Source organism: Sandaracinus amylolyticus, assembly GCF_021631985.1.
In the GTDB taxonomy this organism is placed as follows: Bacteria; Myxococcota_A; Polyangia; order Polyangiales; family Sandaracinaceae; genus Sandaracinus; species Sandaracinus amylolyticus_A.
Genome location: NZ_CP070225.1, coordinates 4,899,929 through 4,921,621, shown reverse-complemented (window position 1 = coordinate 4,921,621; position 21,693 = coordinate 4,899,929). Strand labels below are relative to the sequence as shown.

18 protein-coding genes are annotated in these 21,693 nt (G+C 72.9%); 11 read left to right on the top strand and 7 right to left on the bottom strand.

All coding sequences use genetic code 11. The features are described 5' to 3' along the window. Nucleotides 1–18 precede the first annotated feature (18 nt). Genes I5071_RS20745 through arfB form a run of 3 tightly spaced genes read left to right on the top strand, consistent with a single transcriptional unit; the run spans nucleotide 19 to nucleotide 3,510 of the window. Nucleotides 19–939 (top strand): DUF4253 domain-containing protein, encoded by a 921-nt coding sequence (locus tag I5071_RS20745; protein WP_236607232.1) that lies wholly within the window; start codon nucleotides 19–21, stop codon nucleotides 937–939. Between the two features lie 48 nt (nucleotides 940–987). Continuing rightward, nucleotides 988–3,039 (top strand): hypothetical protein, encoded by a 2,052-nt coding sequence (locus I5071_RS20740; RefSeq protein WP_236607231.1) that lies wholly within the window; start codon nucleotides 988–990, stop codon nucleotides 3,037–3,039. A 42-nt stretch (nucleotides 3,040–3,081) separates the two neighbouring features. Beyond that, nucleotides 3,082–3,510 (top strand): alternative ribosome rescue aminoacyl-tRNA hydrolase ArfB, encoded by a 429-nt coding sequence (gene arfB / locus I5071_RS20735; RefSeq protein WP_236607230.1) that lies wholly within the window; start codon nucleotides 3,082–3,084, stop codon nucleotides 3,508–3,510. 36 nt (nucleotides 3,511–3,546) lie between these two features. Here arfB and I5071_RS20730 read toward each other — a convergent pair whose 3' ends face one another. Both I5071_RS20730 and I5071_RS20725 read right to left on the bottom strand, forming a co-directional pair. Then, nucleotides 3,547–4,863, bottom strand: coding sequence for an IS110 family transposase (locus I5071_RS20730; RefSeq protein WP_236516683.1), 1,317 nt, complete (start codon nucleotides 4,861–4,863; stop codon nucleotides 3,547–3,549). Between the two features lie 102 nt (nucleotides 4,864–4,965). Continuing rightward, entirely contained in the window at nucleotides 4,966–5,988 is a 1,023-nt protein-coding gene (locus I5071_RS20725; RefSeq protein ID WP_236607229.1) for a GlxA family transcriptional regulator, read from the bottom strand. Between the two features lie 33 nt (nucleotides 5,989–6,021). Between I5071_RS20725 and I5071_RS20720 the strand changes: the two genes are divergently transcribed. From I5071_RS20720 to I5071_RS20700, 5 genes are all read left to right on the top strand, one after another. Then, nucleotides 6,022–6,441: a DUF6010 family protein gene (locus tag I5071_RS20720; protein WP_236607228.1), complete on the top strand. Its 420-nt coding sequence runs from the start codon at nucleotides 6,022–6,024 to the stop codon at nucleotides 6,439–6,441. A gap of 89 nt (nucleotides 6,442–6,530) precedes the next feature. Next, nucleotides 6,531–7,103, top strand: coding sequence for a sigma-70 family RNA polymerase sigma factor (locus tag I5071_RS20715; RefSeq protein WP_236607227.1), 573 nt, complete (start codon nucleotides 6,531–6,533; stop codon nucleotides 7,101–7,103). Further along, the gene (locus I5071_RS20710) at nucleotides 7,100–7,645 is read left to right on the top strand and encodes a cupin domain-containing protein (protein WP_236607226.1); all 546 of its coding nucleotides are present in this window, start codon (nucleotides 7,100–7,102) and stop codon (nucleotides 7,643–7,645) included. The genes I5071_RS20715 and I5071_RS20710 overlap by 4 nt, the downstream gene beginning before the upstream one ends. A 31-nt stretch (nucleotides 7,646–7,676) precedes the next feature. Then, complete coding sequence (locus tag I5071_RS20705; protein WP_236607225.1) at nucleotides 7,677–8,465, top strand: SDR family oxidoreductase; 789 nt, start codon at nucleotides 7,677–7,679, stop codon at nucleotides 8,463–8,465. A 22-nt stretch (nucleotides 8,466–8,487) separates the two neighbouring features. Further along, the gene (locus I5071_RS20700) at nucleotides 8,488–9,183 is read left to right on the top strand and encodes a carbonic anhydrase (protein ID WP_236607224.1); all 696 of its coding nucleotides are present in this window, start codon (nucleotides 8,488–8,490) and stop codon (nucleotides 9,181–9,183) included. A gap of 1 nt (nucleotide 9,184) precedes the next feature. Here the strand turns inward: I5071_RS20700 and I5071_RS20695 are convergent, their stop codons facing one another. After that, entirely contained in the window at nucleotides 9,185–9,661 is a 477-nt protein-coding gene (locus tag I5071_RS20695; protein ID WP_236607223.1) for a hypothetical protein, read from the bottom strand. 293 nt (nucleotides 9,662–9,954) lie between these two features. Between I5071_RS20695 and I5071_RS20690 the strand changes: the two genes are divergently transcribed. The 3 genes from I5071_RS20690 to I5071_RS20680 are packed head-to-tail and all read left to right on the top strand — an operon-like array spanning nucleotide 9,955 to nucleotide 11,260. Continuing rightward, on the top strand, nucleotides 9,955–10,617 hold the full coding sequence (locus I5071_RS20690) for a hypothetical protein (protein ID WP_236607222.1): 663 nt from the start codon (nucleotides 9,955–9,957) through the stop codon (nucleotides 10,615–10,617). A gap of 60 nt (nucleotides 10,618–10,677) precedes the next feature. After that, complete coding sequence (locus I5071_RS20685) at nucleotides 10,678–10,959, top strand: hypothetical protein (protein WP_236607221.1); 282 nt, start codon at nucleotides 10,678–10,680, stop codon at nucleotides 10,957–10,959. 43 nt (nucleotides 10,960–11,002) lie between these two features. Then, on the top strand, nucleotides 11,003–11,260 hold the full coding sequence (locus tag I5071_RS20680) for a hypothetical protein (protein ID WP_236607220.1): 258 nt from the start codon (nucleotides 11,003–11,005) through the stop codon (nucleotides 11,258–11,260). Between the two features lie 118 nt (nucleotides 11,261–11,378). Here the strand turns inward: I5071_RS20680 and I5071_RS20675 are convergent, their stop codons facing one another. The 4 genes from I5071_RS20675 to I5071_RS20660 are packed head-to-tail and all read right to left on the bottom strand — an operon-like array spanning nucleotide 11,379 to nucleotide 21,670. Next, the gene (locus I5071_RS20675; RefSeq protein WP_236607219.1) at nucleotides 11,379–12,035 is read right to left on the bottom strand and encodes a hypothetical protein; all 657 of its coding nucleotides are present in this window, start codon (nucleotides 12,033–12,035) and stop codon (nucleotides 11,379–11,381) included. A 32-nt stretch (nucleotides 12,036–12,067) separates the two neighbouring features. Continuing rightward, nucleotides 12,068–15,880, bottom strand: coding sequence for a hypothetical protein (locus tag I5071_RS20670; protein ID WP_236607218.1), 3,813 nt, complete (start codon nucleotides 15,878–15,880; stop codon nucleotides 12,068–12,070). After that, entirely contained in the window at nucleotides 15,877–18,396 is a 2,520-nt protein-coding gene (locus I5071_RS20665; RefSeq protein WP_236607217.1) for a hypothetical protein, read from the bottom strand. Before I5071_RS20665 ends, I5071_RS20670 begins: the two co-directional genes overlap by 4 nt. Before the next feature lie 16 nt (nucleotides 18,397–18,412). Then, nucleotides 18,413–21,670, bottom strand: a complete 3,258-nt coding sequence (locus I5071_RS20660) for a tubulin-like doman-containing protein (protein WP_236607216.1) — start codon at nucleotides 21,668–21,670, stop codon at nucleotides 18,413–18,415. Nucleotides 21,671–21,693 lie beyond the last annotated feature (23 nt).

Here is a 21,693-nt window from a genome sequence, read left to right as displayed (position 1 = left end):
GTTGCTATCCTCGCGCGCGTGGTGAAGGAGCGTGTGTTCCTGCGTGTCGCCGTCGCGGCGCTCTTCGGAGGGCTGGGCGTGTGGGCGATGGTGGCCCGACGCGACCGACCGGACGAGGAGGTGGCAGCGGTGATCGCCCGCCCGCCCGCGCCGCCGATCGGCGAGCCGATCGCGGCCGACGACGCGACCGCCGCGACCGAGCGACGCGCGCTCGAGCAGGCGATGCTCGGCGGGCTGCCGCTGGTGCGCGTGGTGGAGCGCGGCGACACCGGGGTGCTCGGGCTCGTGCTCGCGGGCCGCGATGCGCTCGGGGCCTGGGAGCGCCTGAGCGAGGGCGTGGCGGAGAGCGGGCGCTGGCCCGTGGTGCTGGGCGACGGGTGGGCGGTGCGCGCCCACGACGAGGCGACGCGCTCGACGGGGGACGCGCCGGACGCGATCGTGCGGCGGGCACGCACGTTCGATCTCGATGCGTGGATCGCGACGCGGCTCGCGACGTCGCGCCCCCGCGAGGGGGACTGGCCCGAGGAGATCCCGGAGCCGGTGCCGGTGCGATCGCGGGTGGTGCGCGACGCGCTCGATCTGCCGGTGCCCGAGGTCGCGGTGGCCCTGGTGCCGACGCGGGATCCCGCGGAGGTGCCGGCGTGGCTCGCGTTCGGCAATTGGGCGGGCTGTCCCGAGCCCACGGTGCACGTCGCGATGCTCACGCGATGGCGCGAGCGCTACGGCGCGGAGGTCGTCGCGCTCGGTGCCGACGTGATCGAGCTGCGCGTCGCGCGCCCGCCTGCGGATCGCGAAGCTGCGATGGCGCTGGCGCGCGAGCAGATCGCGTATGCGCCCGACCTGCTCGCGGACGGCACGCGATCGATCGCGCAGATCGCGGCCTCGCGGATCGGAGCGCCCACGTGGACGTTGCAGTGGGCGCGCACGTCCCGCCGGTGATGACGACGCGCGAAGATTGCCGATAGACTGCTGCGCGCGGAGGATCCGATGCGCCGTGTCGTCGACCCGCGAGGGCTCGTCCTCGCGCTCCTGCTCGTCGCCGCGTGCGAGGAGCGCCCGCCGAGCGTTCCACCGGTGGACGCGAGCCGGTATGACGCGGGCGCCGATGCGGCGATCGAGGACGCGGCGATGGACGACGCCGGCTCGGATGCCTCGACGCCGGTGCCCGACGGGCCCGACGTGCGCTGCGTGCGACCGCTCCACGGCTCGATGATCACCGCGGCTCCGGGCGCGCCGATCGACTGGATCGCGGCGGTCGCGGGCGAGGTCGCGAGCGTCACCGCGAACGGCGTCGCGGTGACGCCCGAGGTCGGCGTGATCGAGGTCGCGCTGCCCGCGCGCTTCGGGATGAACACGCTCGAGATCGTCGCGACCGGCACCGGCGGAGGGGTCTCGCGCGCGGTGTGCACCGTGCTCGTGTCCGAGTCGTGGCAGGACGTCGGCGAGCCGCTCGAAGGCGCGGTGACGATGCGCGTCACGCCGAGCGGTGTGGACGACGGGGACGACGCGTACGGCGAGTACGCGAGCCTCGACGACGTGTTCCGCGCCGCGCTGGTCGGTCCCGGCGCGACGCGCGGGCTGATCGAGCAGCGCCTCGATGCGCGGTTCGGTCCGGGCGGCGAGTCGGAGGTGCTCTCCGACGGATGTCACGCGAGCACGGGCGGCGTGTGCCTCGTCGAGGGCGACTACACGTACGGCGCGCTCACGATCTCCGACGCGACGACCTCGGAGCTGACGCCCGATGCCGGAGGGCTGCACTTCGTCGGTCACGTGCCCCTCGTGACGATCGACGGCACCTACGTGGGGACCTCGGTGCTCGGCCCGCTCGAGGGCGCGCTGCTGGTGTACCTCGACGACGTCGACATCGCGCTCGAGGTCGATCTCGTGGTCGAGGGCGGCGTGCTCGTCGCGCGCACGCGCGGCGAGGCCGTCGCGACGGTCGGCGCGATCCGCGCGGACTACGTCGACGCGCCGGGCGGTCCCGCACCGCCTCCTGCAGCGCAGGAGATGCTCGTCGAGGCGGAGATCGCGGCGCGCATCGGGGGAGGGCGCGAGGGGATCGCCGAGAGCATCGAGGCGTTCATCGCCGTCGAGCTCAACGGGATCATGGAGGAGCTGCTGCGCACGATCGACGTGCGCACGCTCGGCGCGAGCTTCGAGCTCGCAGGCATCGAGGGCGCGGCCACCACGTTCACGTTCGACGCGTCGTTCGCGACCGTCACGCCCAGCGCCGACGGGCTCGTGTTCGGGCTGACGACGCGATACGAAGCGCCCGCCGCGACGCGCGCGACGAGCGGAGTCGTGCGCGCCAGCGTCGCGGTCGACGCGTCGCGCACGTCGGAGCCGGTCGGCAACGTCGTGTCGGAGCGCGTGCTCAACCACGTCGCGCACGAGCTGTGGCGCGCCGGCGGGCTCGAAGGAGTCGTCGCGCCCGACATGGTGGTGGCGCCCGACATGGTCGTGGCGCCCGACATGATCGTCGCGCCCGACATGAGCGTGTCGCCCGCGATGGTGGTCGCGCCCGACATGGTCCGCTTCGAGATGGCGCTGCCCCCGGTCGTGTCGGTGAGCAGCGACGTGTCGGCGATGCTCGGCGGGCTCGAGCTCGTGGTGACGAACGACGCGGCGAACGGGCCGTGGCCCGAGGGCGACGTGCGGGTGCGCATCGCGGCGACGGTCGAGCTCGGCGTGCAGGCGAGCGCGGCGGGCGATCCGCTCTTCGCGGGCACGATGGACGGCGGGCGCGGCGTGCGCTTCGCCGAGCTCGCGGTGTCGAGCGACGTCCCGCTCTCCGCGAGCGCGCGCGCCGGGGTGTACGCGTACGCGGCGTACGCGGCGTACTACGTCGCGACGTTCGCGATGAACCAGGGCGGGCCGAGCCTCCCGCTCCCCTCGTTCCGCACCACGCCGAGGCTCGCGACGTACGGCGTCGTCGGCGAGCAGGTGCTCGGGACGCGCTCGCCCACGATCGCGCTGGGCGCGCGCACGTTGGAGATCGTCGGCGCGTTCGGTCCGGTGAGCGCGATCGCGACCGAGTGAGAGCGGCTCGCTCGGCGCGCGTGTTTCGATCAAAGTCGCGCGGTGGACGATCTGGTCGTGGCGCCCGGCGTCGTGATCCCGGCGCGCGAGCTCGCATGGAGCGCGGCGCGCGCGTCGGGGCCCGGCGGGCAGAACGTGAACAAGGTGAGCTCGAAGGTCGATCTGCGCTTCGACCTCGAGGGCTCGATCGCGCTCGCGCCCGAGGTGAAGGCGAGGGTGCGCGCGAAGGCCGGCGCATCGCGGCTCGACGCGGACGGGCGCGTCGTGATCGTCAGTCAGATCACGCGCGACCAGAAGCGCAATCTCGAGGATGCGCGCGAGAAGCTCGCCGCGCTGGTGCGCGCCGCGATGGTCGTGCCGAAGAAGCGCAAGAAGACGGCGCCGAGCCGAGGCGCGAAGGAGCGACGGCTCGGCGAGAAGAAGCGGCGCGCCGAGACGAAACGAGGCCGTCAGTCGACGAGCTACGACTGAGATACCGTGACCTCGTGCAAGCTCGAAGTGCGGTCGTCAGGCCGCCGCGAGCCTCGGCACGAAGGGCGTGCGGGTGCGCGCGACGCTGATCATCGCGCCGAGGAGCTTGCGCATCGCAGCGATGATCGCGAGCTTCTTCGGCTTTCCGGCCGCGACCAGGCGCCCGTAGAACGCCTTGAGCCACGGGTTGTGGGTCACCGCTCGCAGCGTCGGCATCCAGAGCTTCGCGCGCAGGTCGGCGTCGCCCATCGTGCAGGCGGGGCCTCGCAGTGGCTGGCGCTTGCCTGAGTGGCTCACGATCGGGGCGACGCCGACGTACGCCGCGAGCGCGGCCGCGCTCTTGAACGCGTCGAAGTCGATCGAGGCGATCATCCGCGCCGCGGTGTTGTCGCCGACGCCGTCGATGGTGGTCAGCAGCTTGCCGACCTCGTGGCGCTCGAGGCTCTGGCCGATGTCGTCGTCGAGCTTCTTGATCCGCGCTCGGAGCGTCGCGATGTCCTCGCACGCGTAGCGGATCTGAAGCTCGTACGCCGTGCCCTGGTGGCGGCCCACGGAGGTCTTCGCAGCCGCGCAGAGCGCTTGCGCGAGCTCGACACCGATGACGTGGCGGCCGTCGTACTTCAGCTCCGCCAGCGCGTTCGGGTCGGCAGCACGGAAGGCCTCGGCGGTCGGACTCGCGATGAGCAGCGTGGTCGCTTTGGCCGAAGCCACGTCGCGCACGTGCTCGGTGAACTCCGGAAAACAGAGGTCGAGCGCGCGGTGCAGTTGCCGCGTGCGGTCGCCGAGGTCCTGCACGAGGCGGTCGCGAAGCCGGATCAGCTCACGCAGCTCGAGCGTGGCCTCATCGGGCATCGGGGTCGCCGCAGGTCTCTTCTGCTGCGCGAAGCGTGCGATGCCCAGAGCGTCGAGCGCGTCGGTCTTCGCGCGCCGCAGATCCTCGGCTGCAAACCGCGACGTGCGCGTCGGGTTCAACAGCGCGACCTGAAACCCTGCTGCATGCAGGAACGCGAAGAGGTTCTGCCAATAGTGCCCCGTCGCCTCCATCGCGATGAACGCGTCGGCGGGCTCACCGAGCATCGAGCGCAGTCGTTCGTAGCCCGACGCGTCTTCGGAGAACGGCGTCGGCTTCCGCAGTGCCTTGCCCGCCTCGTCCACGATCGCGACGACGTGCTTCTCCGAACCGATGTCGATCCCGACGAATCTCATGTGCCTCTCGAGCTCGTGTTCGCGTCCCCGGGAGCCTCGGAGCCGAGCTTCGTGCCCTTGCTTGTCCATGCGAGGACGGTGGACGAGCCACGCCTCTGGATACCGTTCGAGCAAAGAAACTCGGTCGAGGGCGCCAATCTCAGTCACGGGGACGATGCCCCAAGCCCTACGCGGCGACCCTCTCCCGAAACCGCTGGACCGGCAGCCCTACCACGGCGGGCAATCGGCCGGTGCACTAGATACAAGCCCTCACCGGAGTGCTCGCACCGGCGGCCGAGCCGATTCTTTGGATGGTCTTCGAGCGCCGAACGATCGCCGGTGGGCGCGCGGGGTCGTGCCCGCGAGTCGCGCGAAGGTCTCGCGCAGCACCGTCGCCCCGCCGAAGCCCGCCTCCGCGGCGACGCGGTCCACCGACCAATCCGTCGTCTCGAGCAGGTGCTGGGCGCGCTGCACTCGAGCGCGCGCGACCCACGCGGCCGGGGTCGTGCCCACTTCCTCGCGGAACCGACGCGAGAACGTGCGCTCGCTCATCGCCGCCCTCCGCGCGAGCACGGCGAGCGAGAGATCGCGCGTGAGGTGCTGCTCGGCCCACACGAGCAGCGCGGCGAACGGCGACTCGCACCGAGGCGGCGGATGCGAGATGAACTGCGCCTGCCCGCCCGCGCGCTCGAGCGGCATCACGCACGCGCGCGCGGTCTGCGCCGCTGCCTCGGCGCCGAGGTCGCGCCGCACGAGGTGCAGGCACAGATCGAACGCCGCGGCCGCGCCGGCCGAGGTCAGCACGGTGCCCTCGTCGACGTAGAGCACGCGCGGATCGACCCGCACGCGCGGGTGACGTCGCGCGAGCTCGTCGGCGGCCAGCCAGTGCGTGGTCGCGGCGCGCCCGTCGAGCGCGCCGGTCGCGGCGAGGACGAACGCGCCGGTGCAGATCGAGGCCACGCGCGCGCCGCGCTTCGCAGCCGCGGCGATCGCACGCAGCGTCGGGTCGGGGACCGCGCGATCGACGCGGTCGAGGCCCGGCACGATCACGGTGTCGGCGCGGCGCAACGCCGCGAGCCGGTGGGGCACCTCGAGCGTCAGGTGCTCGGTGCGGACCCGTCGCGCCTCCGCGCAGATGCGCACGTCGTAGCCGAGCGCGCCGTCGCGGTCGCGCGCACGCCCGAACACCTCGCAGGGGATCGCGAGATCACCGAGCACCACACCGTCGAACACGACGACGACGACACGTCCGCGCCTTGGCGAGAATCCGTCGAAACGTGTCTTTCCAGACATGGCCCGAGCGTAGGCCGGCGCGCAGGGTCCGTCATGCACAGACCTCTTCCGACCGAGCTGCTCGACTACGTCGGCCCAGCGATCGGCGCGCTCGTCTTCGTCCTCGTGATGTCGCGGTTCGCCGACCCCGCGCGCCGCGAGCTCAACGCGGTGATCGTCGGTGGCGCGATGGGCGCGTACCTCGGCGGCGGCCTCGGGATCTGGGAGCTGCCCTTCGCTGCGATCGGCGCCGTCGTGGCCTATCGAGGCCTGCGCTCGCATCGGGCGATCGGCATCGCGTGGTGGATGCACTCGGCGTGGGACCTCGTGCATCACCTCTACGGCGACCCGATCTGGCCGTTCATGGAGACCTCGTCGTTCGGGTGCATGATCTTCGACGCGATCATCGGGCTCTGGTTCTTTCTCGGCGCGCCCTCGATCCGGACGCGGAGGTCGCTCGTAGGAGCGGCGTGAGGTCCTCCGTCCGACGTCGTGTGCGCGCGGGAGCGCGCCGGGGCTCTGTCCGGCTGCGCGAGCCTGGTAGAGTTCTCGGCCGAGGTCGGGTGCACGCGCGAGACACGGCGGCGGAGCGAGCGGGCAACGAGCAGGACGCGGCGCTCGTGCTCTCGATCGCGGCCGGTGATCGCGACGCGCTCGCGACGCTCTACGACCGTCATGCGGGCGCGCTGCTCGCGCTCGGGCTGCGCATCCTGCGGGAGCGACGCGAGGCCGAGGACCTCGTGCACGACGTCTTCCTCGAGGTGTGGCGCCGCGCGCACTCCTACGATCCCTCGCGCGCCAGCGTGCGCGCCTGGCTCGTGCTGATGATGCGCTCGCGCTCGCTCGATCGGCGCAAGTCGCACGCGTTCGCGCGCAGCGCGCCGCTCGCCCACGATCCGCGGGTCGCGCCCGCGTCGGAGAGCCCGGCCGTGCTGCTCGATCGAGCCCGCGTGGCCGCGGCGCTCGCCGCGCTGCCCGAGGCGCAGCGCGACGTGCTGGTGCTCGGGTACTTCGAAGGGCTCTCCTCGAGCGAGATCGCGGAGCGGCTCGGCGCTCCGATCGGCACCGTGAAATCGCGCGTCGCAGCGGCGCTCAAGGCGCTGCGCGAACGTCTCGGCGAGGAGGAGCGCTCGTGAGCGACGACGACCTCTTCGATCTCGAGCCCGAGGCGCTCGAGCTCGCGGCGGCGATCGCGATGCTCCGGAAGGAGCCGCGCGATCGTCTGGTCGCGAGCGCGCGTGCGACGAGCCGCTTCGATGATCTCGAGCGCGAGGTCGCGTCGCTGCTCGACCTCGACGTGCGCGCGGCGGGCGCGCTGCTGCTGCGCGTCGACGACGCGAGCTCGTGGACCGAGGGCCCTGCGCCCGGGGTGCGCCTCTTCCACGTGGAGGGCGGCCCCGCGGTCGCGAGCGCGGTGACCGGGTTCGTGCGGGTCGAGGCGGGGCGCGAGTTCCCGGAGCACGAGCACCTCGGCGACGAGCGCGTGCTGGTGATCCAGGGCGCGCTCCGCGACTCGCACGGCCACGTGGTGCGGCGCGGCGAGATCGCGCCGATGCCCGCGGGCAGCGCGCACTCGTTCGAGGCGATCGGCCCGCTCCCGCTGGTGTACCTCGTCGTCGTGCGCGACGGCGTGCGCATCGGCCACGACGTGATCGGGCCCGACGATCCGCGCGGGTGACAGGCGCGGCGCGCCGTCGTAATCAGCGCGCATGACCAAGGACCAGGTCGTCTGGATCACCGGCGCGTCGTCGGGCATCGGCGAAGCGCTCGCGCTCGAGCTCGCGCGGCGCGGCGCCAAGCTCGTGCTCTCGGCGCGACGCGCCGATCGGCTCGAGGCGCTGCGCCTCCGCTGCCCGGATCCCGCGCGCGTCGCGGTGCTCCCGCTCGACGTCGCCGACACCACGCGTGCGAAGGAGCACGCCGAAACCGCGCAGGTCCCGTTCGGGCACGTCGACGTGCTGGTGCACAACGCCGGCATCACGCAGCGCTCGCTCGTCGTCGACACCGCGCTCGACGTCGATCGACGCATCATGGAGGTCAACTACTTCGGCGTCGTCGCGCTCACGAAGGCGATCCTCCCGTCGATGATCGCGCGCAAGCGCGGGCACTTCGTCGTGGTCTCGAGCGTCGTCGGCTACGTCGGCACCCAGCAGCGCTCGGCGTACGCCGCGAGCAAGCACGCGCTGCACGGCTTCTTCGAGGCGCTGCGCGCCGAGGGCCACGCCGACGGCGTGAAGGTCACGATGGTGTGCCCCGGCTACGTGAGCACCGACATCACGCTCTCCGCGCTGCGCGGCGACGGCTCGGTGCACGGCGAGCGCGCCGCGAGCAACGCCGCGGGGATGTCCCCCGAGCAGTGCGCCGAGCGCATCGCGCGCGCGATCGCGACGCAGCCGCGCGAGGTGTACGTCGGCGGTCGCGAGGTCGCCGCGATCTACCTGCGACGCTACGCGCCCGGTCTGCTCGCGCGCATCCTGCCGCGCGTGAACGCGACGTGATTGCAGCTATCCTCCGGGCGCGATGGACAAGCTGATCCGAGGCATCCTCCACTTCCGCGAGCACGAGCTCCCTCAGCGTCGCGACACGTTCGCGAAGCTCGCGAGCGGGCAGGATCCCGACACGCTCTTCCTCGCGTGCGCCGACAGCCGCGTGGTGCCGAACCTGTTCTCGTCGACCGAGCCCGGCGATCTCTTCACGATCCGCACGGTCGGCAACCTGATCGCGCCCGCCGATCCCGAGGGCGGCGCGATCGGCGACGTGTCCGAGGCGGCGGCGGTCGAGTACGCGCTGATCGCGCTCGAGGTGCGCGACATCGTCATCTGCGGTCACAGCCACTGCGGCGCGATGGGCGCGATGCTCTCGGGCAAGGCGCCCGCGGGCGCGCCGAACCTGCGCGAGTGGCTCGAGCTCGCGCGTCCCAGCGTCGAGCGCGCGAAGCACGTTCCCGGCATCGGCGAGGGGCTCCCGCCCGCCGATCGGCTCTCGCAGATCAACGTGCTCCAGCAGCTCGATCATCTGCGCAGCTATCACGTCGTGCGCGAGCGCGAGGCGTCGGGCCACGTGCGCCTGCACGGGTGGTGGTTCGACGTCGCGACCGGCGAGACGCACATCTACGACTCGGAGCGCGGCGGGTTCGTGCTGCTCGATGCCGAGGAAGCCGAGCGCATCCTCTCGCACGCAGTCCCGGCCCCGCGCCTGCCGATGATGGAACGCTGACTCACTCCGCGTGCGGGTGCCACGCGTAGCAGGAGAAGCCCTCGCCGGTGCTCGCGTCGTACTCGGGCGCGCCGAGCAGCGCCTGCATCGCGGGCATCACGCGGCTGTACATGAAGCGCACGCCCTCGGGATGATCGCGCACGGTCTGGTGCTGGCCCTCGCTGCCCGTCGGGTGCAGCGGGAGCAGCGCCGGGTTCGGCATCGCGTAGTCGTGCTCGCGCGCGCCCTCGCCGTGGCAGGTCGCGCAGGTGAACGCGTCGTAGCGGGTCGCGTCGTACGCCGCGAAGAGTTCGGTCATGCGCGGCAGGACCTCGCGCGTCATGTGCGCGGTGCGCTCGTCGCGTGTGAGCTCGGCCCAGGGTCGCGGTGGGCCGGGGATCACGACGGCTTCGGTCTGCGTCTGCGCCGCGGGCGCGGCGGACGACGCGCCGCACGAGGCGAGCACGAGCGCGAGGGCGAGCGAAGGAGCGGAGCGCATGGGCGCGCATCGTAGCGCGGCGCGCGTCGCGTTCCCGGGGCTCGCGGTCGTGGAGCGAGGAGCGCGTCGTGCGCGCGCGATGCACAGCCCGCGGTCGCACGCTGCCGCAGCTCCCTCCGCGAAGAAAGGGTGCGTGGGCGTGGGGAAGTGCCCCGCTTCTCCGGCGGATCGGCGGACGCGGCCGACCTCGGCCACCGGTCCGCGCGTCGCCCCGGGATCCAAGCCCGCGAGCGCGGCTGGTCGGGGTGGGACGACGGCACCGAGGTTGCTCTCTCCACGGCCGAGGACGGACGATGGAGCTCTCGTTCCTGGAGAACCACGAAGGCGAACGACCGCGCGTCGGACCGGCCCTCGTGCGGCGGCTCGTCGACGAGACGAGCGGGCTCGAGCGCGTGCTCGCACGTCGCGAAGAGGCGCTCGGCGCTGCGCTCGAGCGCGACCTCTTCCCCGACGGCCCGCCCGCCCGTGTCTTGCCCGTCGACGTGCGCGTCGCGCTCGCGGGCAAGCTGCAGACGGCACTGCACGTCTGGGCGGCATCGCCCGGAGGTGCCGCGGGCGCGGGCGACGAGCTCATGCGACCGCTGCGCGCGATCGCGGCGCAGGTCGGCAGCGCGGACAGCGACGACGAGATGCACTCGTACCTGTTCCCGGCGGGCGTGCCCGAGCGCGTGCGCACGACCGATCTGCTGCGCGCGTTCCGTCACGCGGCGGCGCGCGAGCAGCGCTCGCTGGTGCGACTCGCCTCGCTCGCGCCGGTGTTCGGCGCGCACGGCACGCTCATCGAGCACGAGCTCGCAGGGCGCGCCGTGCTGGTGGTGCGTCTCTGGGTCATCGCGCTCAAGTGGTACGCGCTCGCCGCGGGGCGTGCGGGCACGACCCACGCGCGCTCGTTCCACGCGCTCACCGAGAAATGGAAGCGCGTCGAAGGTCAGATGAAGCTCTGCATCGATGCGTGACGGCGCTCCGCGGGTGGCGGCGATGCGTGCGCCGCCGCAACGGGGTACGATCGTGCTCTCATGGAGCCGCGCATCACGATGATGGTGCTCCTCCACGCGAGCGGCGTGTGCCGTGGTGTGGCGACCGTCGCGCCTGCCGAGGACACCGAGGCGGCGGCGCGACGTCTGCTCACCGGACGCGAGGGCTGGGAGGCTCTCTTCGTCGACGGTCACGGCGTCGAGCTCGAGCGCTGGAGCGCGACCGAGCGCGGCGTGGAGCGCACGTGGCAGAGCCCGCTGGGCGCGCCGCGCGCACCGCGCGCGCGATGGATCCTCGAAGGCGACGAGCGCATCGGCGCGTAGTCGTGGCACGTGACCTGCGACGCGATCTCCGTGGAGGACGGAGATGGCGACGACCTATCAGCGCGTGCCGGGGATGGTGCACGTCGAGGATCGCGGGGAGCGACTGCGGCAGCAGAAGCTGCACAGCTCGAAGGGCATCGGGATCATGACCGCGATGTTCGGCGTGCTCGCGCTCACGATCGCGGCGACCTATTGGATGGCCTCGTCCATCGCGCCCGAGCCCGAGGAGAGCGAGGGCTTCGTGCACGAGCAGCCCGACGTGCCCGCGGATCGGATCCGAGATCCGCGGGCGATCGAGTGAGTGCTTGCCGGAGTGCTCGTCCCGCAGGTCCCGGACGGGAGCGCGCGAAGCGCGCGGACGGTAGGGACCGGCGGGCGAGCCGATTTCGACAGAGCGCTCGCCCCGCAGGGCCCGGACGCTACTGGAACATGAACATCATGCCGAGGTTCAGCGCGAACTCGTTCAGGGTGACCGTGTAGTCGACGTCGCGGCCGAGCACTTCGTCGCCGTTGAAGATGTCGAAGTGCCGCCAGCCGAGCTCGATGAAGCCGCCGACGCGCGAGGACGTGATCACGGTGAGACCCGCGAGCGCGCCGATGTTCCACCCCGGCCACGTCGAGTCGTCGGCGCCCGGCAGCGGCGGTGCGGGGAGCACGCCGAGCGTGAAGCCGATCGGCATCGCGGCGTAGGGCTCGAGGAAGAGCTCGCCGCGGATCACCTCGAACATCGCGCGGATGCGCACGAGCAGATCGAAGTGGAAGGCCCACTCGCGCTCGGCGTTGTCGGCGTCCGCCTCGTGGCTCATGGCCTCGAAGAGACCGCCCACCGAGAAGAAGTCGAGGAAGGGCTGCTCGATGCGGAAGCCGAACCCGACGCTGGGGTCGAGGTCGCCGTCGGTCTCCGCGGTGCCGAGCTCCGTGCTCGCCGAGAAGTCGAACTCACCGCCGAAGCCGAGCCCGAGGTGCGCGCCGATGCGGAGGTGATCGTCGCGCTCGAGGATCTGGGCGCTCGCGTTCGCCGGAACCAGCAGCGCGGCGAGGAACGCGAATGGGATCGATGTTCGAAGCTGCCTCATGGCGCGCCAGCCTAGCACCATGACGCGCCGCGTCAGCCGAGGTGCACACGCGCTGCAGCGTGCTCGGAAGACGACACCACGCGCGGCGGATCGCGGGTGAGATCGACGACACGATCGCGCTCTCCGATCGTCGCGCGCACCCACGGACCACGCGGCCCCTCGAGGATCTGCGCGGGGCCGTGCGCGCGCAGCAGGGTGAGCGCGAGCAGCGCTTTCGCGGGCGCGTCGGCGCGTCGTCGCACCAGCGCGACGAGGGGCGCGCGCTCGGCGGGCGCGAGCGGTCGTGCGCGGGTGGGGATCGCGGCGACGAGCCCGAGCACGAGCTCGGGGTACGCGGGGCCCGCGAGATCGATCAGGCGCGATGCGAGCGGCGCGAGATCGGCCTCGGCGCGCGCCACGAGATCGCCCCACGCGCCGAGATCGTCGCTCGCGCTCGCGGCCTCCTCGAGGGCACGCGCGATCGCGCCGCGCTCGAACGCGACGTCGAGGTGCACCGGGCCCGCGGGCGCCTGGCCGATCGCGACCTCGCTGATCCACGCGTGCCGGGTCCACACCAGATCTTCGGTGCGACCCTCGAGCGCGATCCACACGCGACCGAGATCGCCGGGCGCGCCTTCTCCCGGCACGTGCTCGACGCGCGCGGCACGCTCGCGCGCAGGCGCGTCGTCCTCGGGCGCCGCGTCGAGCACGCGATCGAGCCACACCAGCGCGGCGCGCGCGTCCCAGGGCTCGCGATCGCCGCCCTCCCGCGTGTCGTAGAGCGCGCGCAGCGGCGCGGTCTCCGCACCGACCAGGCGCTCGAGCGCGAGCCGCGCGAGCCGCAGCAGATCGCCGACGCCCTCGTGGTGCAGGTGCCGCGCGAGCCCGCTCGCGCCCGGCGTGCGATCGAAGAGCGCGAGGCAGACGCGCTCTTCGATGCGCACGATCTCGACGTCGATCAGATCCTCCGACGCGCGCAGCAGGCACGGCAGCATCGCGCGGACCGCGGTGGCGAGCGCGATCTCCGCCGCGCGCGGGAGCGCGGGCTCGATCACGACGAGGCACGCCTCGGTCGAGTACACGCTCGCGAGCGGATGCGCGTAGGTGCGTCGCTCGACGAGGCGCGGGCCCGGCGCGTAGCGGCGGATGCCATGGAACGTCTCGGTGACCTCGGCGCGCGCGAGCGCGATCGGGATCGGCGCGCCGCCGAGCGAGCGCTCCGAGAGCTCGAGCTTCCCCCGGGGCTCGATGGTCACGCGACGGTCGGGTGTGGTGCGGCCCGGAGGCTGCCCGTGCGCCGCGAGGAGGAGCCCGGGCTCGCTCGCGCCCTCGCGCACGAGGTAGCGACCCCGCGCGTGGAGCACGAGGCTGCCCGGCGGATGCAGCGCGCTCGCGGTCGCGAGATCGAGCTCGCGCAGCACGTCGCGCGTGCCTTCGTCGACGAGCCGCACCCGCGACGTCGACTCGCCCACGCACGCATCGCAGATCGGCTCGCCGATCGCGGCCTCGCTCGTGCTGCGCACCTTCGCGCGGGCACGCGCGTCGTCGATGCGCGCGTCGAACTCGAGCGCGGCGCGGCGCGCGACGCGTCCGTTCGCCTCGAGGCGTCGCAGCGTCTCGTCGACGAAGGGCGCGCCGAAGCGCGTGCGCAGCGCGTCGACGTCCTGCTCGCGACCGAGCGCGCGATCGAAGTGACGCTGGCGCACCACCTCGGGCTCGGAGAGCGGCACCGCGCGAGGGAGCGCGAGCGTGAGCGCGCGGAAGGGCGCGTCCTCCGCCTCGTCGTGCAGCGCGAGCTCGTCGCCCCGTGGCGGTGCGAGGATCACGAGGGTCTCGCCCTCGGGCGCGGCGCGCTGCCCGGCGTGTGCGAGGCGCTCGGCCTCCCGCCGCACGTCGGGCCAGCGCCCTTCGATCATCACGACCTCGGCGTCGAGCGGATCGTCGACGTGCCCCGCGACGGGCGCGAGATCGATCGTGCTTCGCGCGATGCCGCGCCACGCGTCGCCCGCGAGGCGCAGGTGCCAGCGCAGCCCGGCGCGCGCGCACGCCTCGGCGAGCTCGGCGATCGTGACCTCGCGCCCGTCGTCACGACGCAGATCGCGGCGGGTGATCGTCGCGTGCGCGGGGCGCGGCGCTCCGTCGCGCTCGAAGACCCGCAGCGGCGCGGCGAGCAGGTGGCGCGCCCAGCCCGCGATGCCGCTCGCGCTCGGGCCGGCGGTGGCGAGCAGGAGCGCGGGGTAGGGCGCGTCGTGCACCGCATCGAGGAGCGCCCAGGTACGGCGCGCGAGCATGTGCAGATGCATCTCGCGCACGCCGGTGAAGCCCTCGACGTCGAGCACGATCCAGAGCCCGAGGCGCTCGAGGATCGGCTCGGTGCGCGGATCCGAGAGCACGTCCGACTCGAGCGCCTCGAGATGCGCGACGACGATCGCGGGGGTGCGCTCGGCGAGCAGCGCGGCGGCGAGATCTTCACCTGCGACGGCGACCGCGGCGTTCCATCGCGCGGCCGTGCGCTGCACCGCATCGCGCACGCGCTCGGCGAACGCGCGCGCCGAGGGTGCGTCGCGGGTGACGACCAGCGTGGTCGCGCCGCGATCGAGGAAGACCTGCAGCGCCGCGAGCGCGCAGAGCGCGGTGCGACCGCTGCCTTCGGGCAGAAGCACGAGCGGGTGCTCGAGCGCGCCCTCGGCGCCGCGGAACGGCGCGCCCATCGCTTCCTCGCGCAGCTCGGGCGCCGCGCCGCGCGCGGTGGGAGACGTGGTGCGCCACATCGAGGAGAGGTGCTCGAGCACGTCGCGCTGGTGTGTGTAGAGCGTCTCGGCGCCGGTGAGACGGCGGAACGCTTCGGCCGCGAGCGCAGCGGTGCGATCGGGGAGCGCGGCGGTCTCGGCGGTGCGCGCGGGGGTGCGCGTCGAAGGTGCGATGGTCGGGGCGCCCGGTGCGTCGGCGAGCGCGGCGCGGAGGCGCTCGATCGCGGGCTCGGGCGGAGGTGCCTTCGTGTCCTCCTCGGCCTTCTTCTCGTCCTGCTCGGCCGGCGGACGCGCCTGCGTCGCGAGGTGCACGCCGAGCACGGTGAGCAGGTAGAGCGCGAGCACCCACGCGCCGGGCGCGGGCCGCGCATCGTCGCGCGCCTGCTCGATCGGATCGTCGTCGTCCGCGTACGCCGCGGGCCGCACCGGCGCGCCCTGCTCGCCTTCGCGGCACATCATCATCGCGGGGGGCTCGCTCGCGACGAAGCGCACGTAGAAGAGCCAACCCGCGATCGCGTGCGCGACGAAGATCGCGATCCACAGCGGGCGCGCCCAGCGGCGGAAGCGATCGTCGGCGCGGCGCGCGGTGCTCGCGCCGACCCAGCGATGGAAGAAGGGCAGGTCCTCCTGCTTCGTGCTCCACGTGAGCCCGCCCGGCGTCGCGGACACGACGAAGCGCTCGAGCAGCGCCGCGACGAGCACGATGATCGGCAGCCACACGATCGCGTGCAGCGCGATCGCGATGTCGGGGTGCGCATCGAGCGGCACGAGCGGGCGACCCCACGGCGCACCGAGGAGACGCCACTCGAAGTACGAGACGCGCTCCCACAGCGCGGGATCGACGTCGTCGGGGCGATGCAGTCGATCACGCAGGAAGGGATCGGCGATGCGCGCGAGGCCGTAGAGCGCGACCGCGACGATCGAGGCCGCGACCCAGGTCGGCGTGTGGCTCGCTCGACCACGACCGCCGGGCAGCGCGCGCGCCGCGCGACCGAGCAGGTACGACGTCGCGATCACGAGCAGCGAGGGCACGAACGCGACGACGGTGATCCCGAGCCCAGGGATCAGCGCGGACAGACGCGCGAGCTCGCACGCGAGACGCTCGAACGCGTTCACGCGCCCTCCTCCGGGTCGGAGTGAGGGGGCGAGGGCGGCTTGCGGGCGAGCGTCGCGACGCGGGCGGCGGCTTCGTCTTCGATCTCGAAGCGCGGGGCTTCGGCGGCGGTGGGACGTGTCGCGGTCGTGGTGCGCAGCGATGCGACGCGCTCGAGCTCGATGTCGGTCACCACCACGAGCCAGTACGCGCGATCTTCTTCGATGCCGCGCGCGCAGCGGATCGGTGCGCCCGATGCGCTCTCCTTCTCCAGCCTTCGCGCGACCTCGGGCTCGGCCGCGGGCGGGACCACGCCGAGGCCCTCGTACACGACGTGCGCGTCGCCGCCGACCTCGCGGCCCGTGAAGTCGAGCGCGACCCTCAGCGAGCGCGCTTGCCTCCGCAAGAACGACGCGATCTGCGCGCTCGCGGCCTCCGCGTCCTCGCTCTCCGCGAACGGATCCCACGCCGCGACCGGCTCGGCGTGCGGCGCCGCGCCCGCGCGCAGCGACACGAGCGACGAGAACGGCACCTCGTCGCGCCAACGCCGCGACCAGCCCTCGCGATCGGCGAGGGCGCGCAGCAGATCGCGCTCGCGCGTCGGCCGCGCATCGGCGGGGAGCTGACGCATCAGCGCGCGCGCTGCCGCCGCGCCCGCGAGCCCTTCGACCAGCGTCTCGCCGCGCCCACCGAGCAGCTCCGAGAGATCGACGCGCGCGCCCTCGCGCACCACGCCCAGCGCACGCTGCTCTGCGAGCAGCTCCGCGCGCGCACGCTGCGCCGCGCGCTCCGCGAGGAGCAGCGCCTCCGCGTCGCGATCGAGCACCGCGCGCAGCGCGAGCAGCGCCTGGACCCGTGCCGTCGCGCGCGACAAGCGCAAGCGCGTCGTGAAGTACGTCGCGACCGATCGCTGCTCGCCCATCACGGTGCGACGGATCGCGGCCCACATCTCGCGGTGCGCCTCGACCGTCGCCGCGTGTGCGCTCCACACGTGCCACGCGAGGTGCGCTCCGATCGCGAGCAGCCCGAAGGTGCCCGCGGTCCAGATCGCGCGCGCCCGCAGCCACGGCTCGTACCAGTCGCTCGGCTGGGCATCGATCGCGCCCGCGAGCTCCACCAGGATCGACGGCACGAGCACGATCGTCGCCATCGTCGCGAGCAGGCCCCAGAGCACCATGCGCCCGAGATCGGGCCTGCGGCGCGCCGCATCGAGCAGCTCGGCATGCCTCGCGCGCAGATCGTCGAAGCTCGGCGAAGGCGTCGGCTCGATCGCGTCGCGCTCGGTGATCGCGTCCTCGAGCCGCATCGCGACGCCGCGGCGCAGCTTGTCGACGAGCTCGGTCGTGCGCCGGAACGCGTCGGGCGACGGCGTTCCCCAGAGCTCGCGATCCACGCGCGCCTTCACCCGCGTGAGCAACGACTCGCGCGCCGCTTCCATGTCCGCGCGCTCGCGCGCCACGAGATCGTCGAAGCGCCGCCGCTGCAGGAGCCGCCAGGCGTCCTCGATCTGCCGCATGCGCTCGAGCGCGAAACCCACCGGCTGCTGGGGCGGCGGCTGCGGATCGTCGAGCGAAGGATCTCCGTGATCGGGCCCGTAGCGCGCGCGGATCTCCTCTGCGCTCTCGTGCCAGCGCGGCGGCGCGTCGTTCTCGATCGGCGGCACGTAGCGCTCGAGCACGTCGCGCACGACGTGCGCGGCGTCGGCGGTGGGATCGAGCGCGTCGAGCTCCACCTGCTCGAGCGCGTCGACCTCCGACAACGTCGCGCCCTCGAGCTTCGCGTCGAGCACCGCATCGAGCAGCTCGAGCGCGACCTGGCTCGTCGCCCAGCGCCGGATGCGCTCGCGCGGGAGCTCCGCGACGGCACACGCGAACGTCGCGAGCGGTGCGTCGGGCGCGGTGCCGTGCAGCACCGTCTGCACGCGATCGAGCGCCGGTCGCGCGCGCAGCAGCAGCGTGACGAAGTTGCGTACGTTCTGCTCGAGCTCGCCCTCCGAGAGGATCGAGAACTCCGCGACGTCCTCGACGAGCCAGACCTGCGGCGTGCAGCGCCGCGTCGCGGGACGTGCGCGCACCGCGCTCACGAGCGCGCGCACCGACGCGATGATCGCCTCGCCCTCCGCGTGTCCGTGGGGATGCGGCATCGCGAGCATCGGCGCGACGATCGCGTTGCGCTCGCTCCCCGTACGGAACGGCTCGAAGATCGGACCGAGCTCGCCGATCACGCGCTCCTCGATCGCCGTGAGCGCGGCCTCGATCGCACCGCGTGGTCCGCGCTCGCCGAGGTGCGCGATCGGGATCACGAGCAGCTCGGTGAGCCCGTCCTCCCCCGCGGCATCGCGCGCGTGCACCATGCGCTCGTGCGCGAGCAGCACGCGCGCCCGCTCGATCACCGCCGACGCGATCGCGCTCGGCGAGGGGCACGGATCGAGCGCGACGAACGCGAAGGGCGCGCCCTCGCGCGACAGCTCTTCCTCGAGCCGACGCGCGACGCTCGCGCCGAACGCACCGAGCCCGCAGACGATCGCCGCGGTGGTCATCGCGATGCGATCAAGCTCAGCCGCCGAGGATCGCCGCGACCTCGCGCAGCTCGTCGTACTCGCGCTTCTGCGCCGAGTCGAGACCGGCCAGCAGCTCGAGCTGCATCGCGCGCTCGCTCCACGTCTTCTGTGCGCCCGCGACCTCGCCCTTCGCGGTGCCACTCTCGAACGCGCTGCGCAGCGGCAGCACGACCGACTGGAAGATCGAGGGCTTGCTCTGCTCGAGCGCCGCGAGCGCGCCCGCGGCCTCGATGGGCCCGCGACCGAGTGGCAGCCGCGACGAGCCGATCACGAGCTCGAGCCCGCTCTCACCGCTCGTCACCGCACCCCGCGTCACCGCGATCGCGAGCGCGCCGAGCGCGCCCTTCAGCTGCTTGCGACGCGACTCGATCGCCGCGCGCCGCTCCTCGGGATCGAGATCGGGCAGCGCCTCCCAGTTCGCGTCGATGTGGAGCGGCCACGCCTTCTCGCGCTGCGCCTGGTAGCGCTGGTAGCAGGCCTTCATCTCCTCGTTCACGTGCGGGAAGCAGTAGAGCGGCACGCCGAGGATCGAGCGATAGAACACGAGGCGCTCGGCGTCCGGCCAGTCGTCGATCGTCTGCGCGCTCAGGCCCTCGGTCGCGCCCGCGAGCAAGCGACCGAGCGCGCTCCCCGCGAGCGACGTGTGCACGCCGACGAGCAGCATGTCGGTGTGCTTCATCAGGCTGCGCGCCTCGGGCGAGAGACGCGTGAGCGGCTGCGCCTTGCCGATCGTCGCGCGCAGCTTGCGCAGCGCGTACTGCCGCACGTTCTCCTCGCCCCACAGCGACGCCGGCGAGAGCGGCGACATCGCGCGCAGCGCGGCCTCGGCCGTCGTCTTCTTCCGCTCGCGCTCGGCCAGCACCTCGTTCTGCGTGTGCAGCTCGTAGTACTTCGCCTCGAGCGCGATCGCCTGATCGAGCGTGAGCCCGGCGCGCTCCGCGGGATCGTCGCTCCGCGGATCGCCGAGGATCACCTTCGCGAGCACGCCCTCCGCGACCTCGACCAGCTTGCGCTCGATGTCGCTCACCATCTCGCGCGCGGTGCGCGACACCGGACGTCCCCGCTCGTCGAAGCGCGGACGCATCGCGTCCTGCACGGCCGCGACGATCTCCTTGCTGTCTCCGGTCTCGGGGCCTGCGGCGCCCAGGGAGCCACGTGCGACCTGGTCCAGGTAGTACCAGCTCCAGAAGCGCTGCTTGCCGCTCGGGTGCTGCAGCGCCTCCACGTCGAGCGCGAAGTCGTTCACCTCGCCCGCGCCCGCGTGCCCACCGTCGAGCTCGAAGCGGCGCGCCTTCTCGTCGAGCTCGACCGACAAGCGCGACGCCGACGCCTCGATGTTCCGGAAGCTCGCGCGCAGCGCGTCCGCCGCGCGCCCCAGCGCGACCCGCAGCTCGTGCAGCGCGCTCTTGAGCAAGAGCGCGCGCTGTCGCTCCACCTGCTCGTTGAACGTCGCGACCGCGCGATCGCGCGCCGCCTCGAAGTCCTTGTCCTTGCGCAGCACCACCGCGTCGAACCCGCCGTGCGTGCGCTTCAGCGTCGACGCGTGCGCGTCCATCTCGCTCGTGAAGCGACCCTCGCGACCGAGCTCGCACTCCTTGGTGAGCCCCGCGATCTGTCGCGTCACCTCGTCGAGCGCCGCGCTGCCGAGCAGGCCCGTGGGCTCGCGCAGCATCGTGAGCACGTAGCGCTGCTCGTAGGGCGAGAGCTCGGGCGCTCCGTCGGGGCCCGCCTTCGCGAGCAGCTCCGGCCAGAAGCTCCCGCCGTCGATCTGCGCGAGCACCGTGCCCAGTCGCGCCTGCACGTCGGCGCGCGCCTTCTCGACCTCGCGCCCCAGCGCGCCGATCGTGTTCGCGGGCGTCCACGATCCGTCGAGGATGCGATCCGCGCTGATCTCCCGGACCTGCGTGGTCTTTCCGCGCAGCTCGGTCTCGATCCCGTGGAGCGTCGCCGCGATCTTCGCGCCCGCGGTCTCCTTCAGCGCGACGATGCGCTTCCAGATCCCGCCCTCGCGATCCTCCTCCGCAAGCAGATCGATGCGCGACACGAAGCTCTGATCGACACGTCGCGCGCGCTCGTCGGGCGAGAGCGTGTCGAGCTCCGCGGGATCGAGCGCGAACCGCTTGAACCGCTCGCGCTGCGACTCGCTGACCAGCGCGGGATCGTCGAGCAGCAGGTAACGCCGCACCGCGGCCGCGCTCCACCGTCGCGCGCAGTACTCGAGCAGGTCCTTGCGCGGCAGGATCACCAGCGCCGAGCCCAGCGTGCCGTAGAACGCGCTGTATCCGTCGCTGCCGAGCTCCGCCGGGAAGAGCGCCCGCGACTCCTTCGTGTAGTTGTCGTAGTCGGCCTGCTGATCCCCGAGGATCGGCGAGAACACCTGCAGGTAGCTCGCGTCCGCGAGCGCCTCGCCCACCTCGTCGAGGCTGAAGCTCGCGGGGCGATCGACGAGGTACACGAGATCGTAGGGACGTCGCGCGACGGTCTTCCGGCTCTTGTTGCGCGGGTCGTAGTGGAACGCGATCGCGTCGGGCGAGCCGCTCGTGTTGGTGTCGAGCCGCATCAGGTGCTCGAGCTCCTTGAGCGCCGCGTAGCCGTTCGCGTAGACGCCGTCGCGGTTGCGCCCCGCGACCACCTCGAACGCCTCGGGCAGGATCGCGAAGCCGAACACGCGCGAGCGCTTGTCGCCGAGCGCGTCGCGCACGAGATAGCCGAAGGGCAGGAACGCGCCCGATCCGGTGCCGCCCGCGACCGAGAAGTAGACGAACACCTGCACCGGCGCGTCGTGACGGCGCATGCCCTGCGCGTGGTGCCGCAGCGCATCGAGGATCTCGCTCAGTCTCGCCGAGAGCGAGCCCACCTCGACCGCGCGGTTGAACGAGAGCCGGCTCTCCACACGGATCTGCCCCGCGCCTGCGCCGCTCTCCTCGCGGAAGCGGTACCAGGGGTGCACCCACTGCGTGAAGTACGGATCGGCGTCGGCGAAACGATCCCCGCGGCGCAGCGACGAGTACTCGACCTTGTCGAAGTCGCTGATCGCGACCGTGCTGTGGATCGCGCCTGGGCCCTGGCGCAGCCGCGCGAGGTCCGCCTCGTTGGTGTCGATCGCGAGGAAGCGGACGAGGCCCTCGTAGCGCACGCCGAAATCGGCCCGCGCGCGAAGGTGCCGCGCGATGCGTCCGATGGCGCGGCCCCCCGAGCCGCCGAGGCCGACGAAGAGCGTCGGCGTGACCTCGCCCGGCAGGATGTTCGTCATGCGCGTGACCGTACCTCCGCTGC

What these genes read in the sequence shown, in the direction of transcription:
- I5071_RS20665 (WP_236607217.1), bottom strand. Translation starts at nt 18,396, where the DNA reads ATGACCACCGCGGCGATCGTCTGCGGGCTCGGTGCGTTCGGCGCGAGC.
- I5071_RS20725 (WP_236607229.1), bottom strand. Translation starts at nt 5,988, where the DNA reads ATGTCTGGAAAGACACGTTTCGACGGATTCTCGCCAAGGCGCGGACGT.
- I5071_RS20740 (WP_236607231.1), top strand. Translation starts at nt 988, where the DNA reads ATGCGCCGTGTCGTCGACCCGCGAGGGCTCGTCCTCGCGCTCCTGCTC.
- I5071_RS20695 (WP_236607223.1), bottom strand. Translation starts at nt 9,661, where the DNA reads ATGCGCTCCGCTCCTTCGCTCGCCCTCGCGCTCGTGCTCGCCTCGTGC.
- I5071_RS20690 (WP_236607222.1), top strand. Translation starts at nt 9,955, where the DNA reads ATGGAGCTCTCGTTCCTGGAGAACCACGAAGGCGAACGACCGCGCGTC.
- I5071_RS20685 (WP_236607221.1), top strand. Translation starts at nt 10,678, where the DNA reads ATGGAGCCGCGCATCACGATGATGGTGCTCCTCCACGCGAGCGGCGTG.
- I5071_RS20675 (WP_236607219.1), bottom strand. Translation starts at nt 12,035, where the DNA reads ATGAGGCAGCTTCGAACATCGATCCCATTCGCGTTCCTCGCCGCGCTG.
- I5071_RS20705 (WP_236607225.1), top strand. Translation starts at nt 7,677, where the DNA reads ATGACCAAGGACCAGGTCGTCTGGATCACCGGCGCGTCGTCGGGCATC.
- I5071_RS20720 (WP_236607228.1), top strand. Translation starts at nt 6,022, where the DNA reads ATGCACAGACCTCTTCCGACCGAGCTGCTCGACTACGTCGGCCCAGCG.
- I5071_RS20700 (WP_236607224.1), top strand. Translation starts at nt 8,488, where the DNA reads ATGGACAAGCTGATCCGAGGCATCCTCCACTTCCGCGAGCACGAGCTC.
- I5071_RS20680 (WP_236607220.1), top strand. Translation starts at nt 11,003, where the DNA reads ATGGCGACGACCTATCAGCGCGTGCCGGGGATGGTGCACGTCGAGGAT.
- I5071_RS20660 (WP_236607216.1), bottom strand. Translation starts at nt 21,670, where the DNA reads ATGACGAACATCCTGCCGGGCGAGGTCACGCCGACGCTCTTCGTCGGC.